This is a genomic window from Cloacibacillus sp., assembly GCA_036655895.1.
Lineage (GTDB): Bacteria > Synergistota > Synergistia > Synergistales > Synergistaceae > JAVVPF01.
In genome coordinates this window covers 1-3,839 of the sequence record JAVVPF010000081.1, presented here as the reverse complement: position 1 = coordinate 3,839, position 3,839 = coordinate 1, and the positions used below count along the sequence as shown (strand labels likewise).

Annotated in this window: 3 protein-coding genes; all 3 read left to right on the top strand. The window is 42.9% G+C overall.

Annotated features, from left to right (window positions below):
- Nucleotides 1-184 precede the first annotated feature (184 nt).
- The 3 genes from RRY12_12710 to RRY12_12700 all read left to right on the top strand — a co-directional run bounded on the left by RRY12_12710 (nucleotide 185) and on the right by RRY12_12700 (nucleotide 3,593).
- Complete coding sequence (locus RRY12_12710; GenBank protein MEG2185534.1) at nucleotides 185-1,159, top strand: TAXI family TRAP transporter solute-binding subunit; 975 nt, start codon at nucleotides 185-187, stop codon at nucleotides 1,157-1,159.
- A 155-nt stretch (nucleotides 1,160-1,314) separates the two neighbouring features.
- Nucleotides 1,315-3,204: a TRAP transporter fused permease subunit gene (locus tag RRY12_12705; protein ID MEG2185533.1), complete on the top strand. Its 1,890-nt coding sequence runs from the start codon at nucleotides 1,315-1,317 to the stop codon at nucleotides 3,202-3,204.
- A gap of 2 nt (nucleotides 3,205-3,206) precedes the next feature.
- Nucleotides 3,207-3,593, top strand: a complete 387-nt coding sequence (locus tag RRY12_12700; protein MEG2185532.1) for a RidA family protein — start codon at nucleotides 3,207-3,209, stop codon at nucleotides 3,591-3,593.
- Nucleotides 3,594-3,839: the final 246 nt, after the last annotated feature.

Genomic DNA, 3,839 nt, shown 5'->3' with positions numbered 1-3,839 from the left:
TATTTTTGCGTCGCAGTCACGCGGAGAAACGGTAGCCTATATATTGTTGGAATGCACCAACCTGGGGCCCTATCGCAGCGCTCTAAAGCGTGATTTAGGTATGCCCGTTTTTGATTTTTTAAGTTTGGCTCAGCTCATCTACTCCGGAATAATGTAATATAACTTATAAAAGGCGGTGTCTATAATGAGAAAATTTTTTGTTAGCGCCACGTTGAGCGTGATATTAGTTTTAAGTCTGGCATTCTCTGTATTTGCGGAGGACTACAAACTCGTAGTGGCAGGAGGCCCGCAGGGTGGCGCATGGTATGGCCTGGCTGGAGCTCTTGGAAAGGAGATCGAAGCTGCCATCCCTGGAGTAAGAACATCCGTTATACCTGGCGGCGGTGTCGGTAATATTGTTTTGGTAGAGAAAGGCGAGGCAAAGCTTGCTACGACGGTCTCTCATCTTTACAACTCTGGCGTAAAAGGGACCGCTCCATATACGGGTCTCAATGCAAAGCATCTTCTTGCCCTTGCAAATATAGGAACAAGCGACACTTGCCTGTTTCTCGTGAAAAAGAATTTTCCTGCGAATAACATTCAAGAGATAAAAGATAAGAAACTGCCTATTAAACTGATAACAACGAGTAAAGCAAGTACACCTGCGCTAGGTACGCTTCGGATACTCAGCGAATATGGTATAACGCCGGAAGATATCGTTGCCTGGGGCGGCAATATCAGTTACATGAATTATGCAGATGCGGCACAGCTTATATCGGATGGTCACGCTGATGGTATTGTAGCTCCTGTAGTGCCGGCTTTAGTTGAGCTTTCAAAAACTACCCCGCTTAAACTTCTGCCACTGCAGACAGGTGTTATCGATAAGCTGGTCTCAAAGTATGGCTATAGCAAAATAGTCATGAAAAAAGGAAGTTATACTTGGATAACAAAAGACCTCCCTGTGCTTGGAGAACCTAATATACTGTTGATTCATTCAAGCGTCCCGGAGGACATTGCATACAAAATAACCAAACTTATATGTGAGAAGCCCGAACTAATCAGAGCATGGGGTAACCACCACGCTTCTTTCAAAGCACAAACAGCTTCCAATAACGTAGGCGGTGAGCTTCATCCCGGAGCAATCAAGTACTACAAGGAAAAGGGCTATCTTAAAAAGTAGTTTAGTTGAAAGGCCGCAGTAGGACGGAGATTTGCAGCTGCGGCCTTTTACTTAGTAAGTGCTGCCGGGAATAATATATTGCAGATATTTTTGCAAAAACCCAAAAAGCTTACGTTTGTTCAATATTATCTCAAATACACGGGGAGGCGCACCTATTGCTGCTTTATAAAATTATCCATCAAATGCAACAATACCTGATAAACATAATTGCGGCATCACTTGCTTTGTTTACTTTTTATACGGCTGTCTTTGGAGTTTATCCACCGTCTATACAGCGCACGGTCCATCTTGCCTTGGCGGTGTCGCTAGGATTTCTTCTGCATGGAATGTCAGATAATAAACAAGATTCTCCATTGCGAATGTTGTTTAATTTTTCAGGATTCATTCTGTCAGCAGGAATATTGGGATACTTTATATTTCGACAGGATGTGCTTTCAGACTGGATTCCATTTGTATCTTCTTTTGGCGCGGAAGAACTTGTGATATCTATTACCGCCACGCTGGTGATACTAATTATAGGGAAGCGCTTCACAGGCAATTCATTACCTATTATTGTTATAATTTTTCTTGTATATGGACATTGGGGGGAAATTTTCCCTGGTTTCTTGAAACATTCAGATTACACATGGTCTAGAATCATGGAGGTTCTCTATTTTGGCTTCGATGGAGTCTTTGGTATACCCTTGGGAATATCAGCTACCATCATCTCTATTTTCATTATGTTCGGCTGCTTTTTTGAAATCAGCGGAGGTGGAGAAGCCTTAATGGATATTGGAAAGTATGTTGCTGGAAGAACGAGAGGCGGCCCAGCGAAGATAGCCGTAGTCGCAAGCGCATTAATGGGAACCATTTCTGGAAGCGCAGTAGCTAATGTTTATGCTACCGGAACTTTTTCCATCCCTTTGATGAAGAAACTTGGATTTAAACCGCAGTTTGCGGGTGCCGTAGAAGCATGTTCAAGCACAGGCGGCCAGTTGATACCACCTGTTATGGGTGCTGCTGCTTTTGTAATGTCAGATTATACAGGACTTCCTTATGCGCGGATAGCCTTGGCTGCTCTGATACCTGGTTTCCTCTACTATTTCTCCCTGTTTTTGAGCGTAGACTTTGAAGCGGCGATGACTGGAATAAAAGGATTGCCCCCAGAAGAACTGCCCTCGAAAGAATGTGTCGTCAAAGAACTGCCGTTGCTTATTCCAATATTTGTTATAATCGCGATGTTGGGATGTGGTTACAGCGCTATGCTCTCTGGAGTATATGCCATAGCGGCAACTGTGCTGATAAGTTATGTGACCCCACATAAAATGACCCTGCGCAAAATCTTTGAAGCTCTTACTTTATCTGGAAAAAGAATGGTAATGATCGCCGTCTCCACGGCGATGTCAGGGATGATTATAGGAATAGTCGCCTATACAAGTCTGGGGATCAACTTCTTGGCATTAGTAGTCAATCTTCCAACTTCGATTAAATGGATGGCGCCAATTTTTGTGGCGATGGCCTCAATAGTTTTAGGAATGGGGGTACCCACGACAGTTGCCTATATCATTGTAGCCGCAATTGCAGTGCCGGCGCTCAAGCAAATTGGATTTGGGATGATAGAAGCGCACATGTTTGCTTTCTATTTTTCCGTATTGTCTATGATAACGCCCCCAGTGGCGCCTGCTTCACTTGCAGCCTCTGAGATTGCGGGAGCTTCATTCTTTGATACGGGAAAAGTAGCTTGTAAAATAGGTTTCGTCACCTTCTTAATACCATTTGTATTCTTAAATTACCCGGAACTGCTATTTGTCGGCAATGTGAGCGACGTTGTTATGGCTAGTATAACGTCTATTCTAGGTGTGGTTATTTTTACTGCCGGAGTCAAAGGCTGGTTCCTTATCAAACTACGATATTATGAAATCTGTCTATGTATCATAATAGGTATTCTGCTCATTCTTCCTGGATATCAAACAGATTTAATTGGAGCTGGCTTAGCTGTTATAGTTTTAGGTTTGGTTTTACATAGGAAGAAAACACTGAATCTTGATGCCAAAGGAGGAATTTAAAAATGAGAGAAGTGCAAAAAAATATTGATTTGCCGGAACCTAAGGCGCCTTATTCTTATGGAGTATGGGCAGGACAGACCTTATATCTTGGTGGTGTCTGCGGTATAACAGATGACTTGCTCAAAAATCCTGACATAAAACAAGAGACACATAACGCAATGCATGAAGCTAAGATGATATTGGATGGAGCGAATCTTACTTTTGATGACATTATTAACGCCCGTGTTTATATTACCGATTTAAGCAAATTCGCAGAATTCAATGAAGTTTACAAAAGTTATTTCACAGCCCCCTATCCCTCAAGGGCCACCGTCGAAGTGTCCGGCATGATAGGAGGCGCAAATATAGAAATAGTTTTTATCGCCTATAGCCCGTTCAAAGAAAAATAAATTTTTGCATATTACATATTATAGAGACAAACGGCATCTTAATCCTGCAAAGAGATGCCGTTTTGATATCTTCTGTCGCGTGTTTCTATGATAGAGGGTTTCCTCATATCGCAATGAACTTGTGGGTGCTCTTGTCGTCGTTCTGTCTAGATATTTCTACGTTTTATATGCAGCCGATAGAGCCAGAGGCCGAGTGCGGCCGTTGCCAGTTCTGTTGCAGGCAGCGCACACCAGACGCCTGTCATT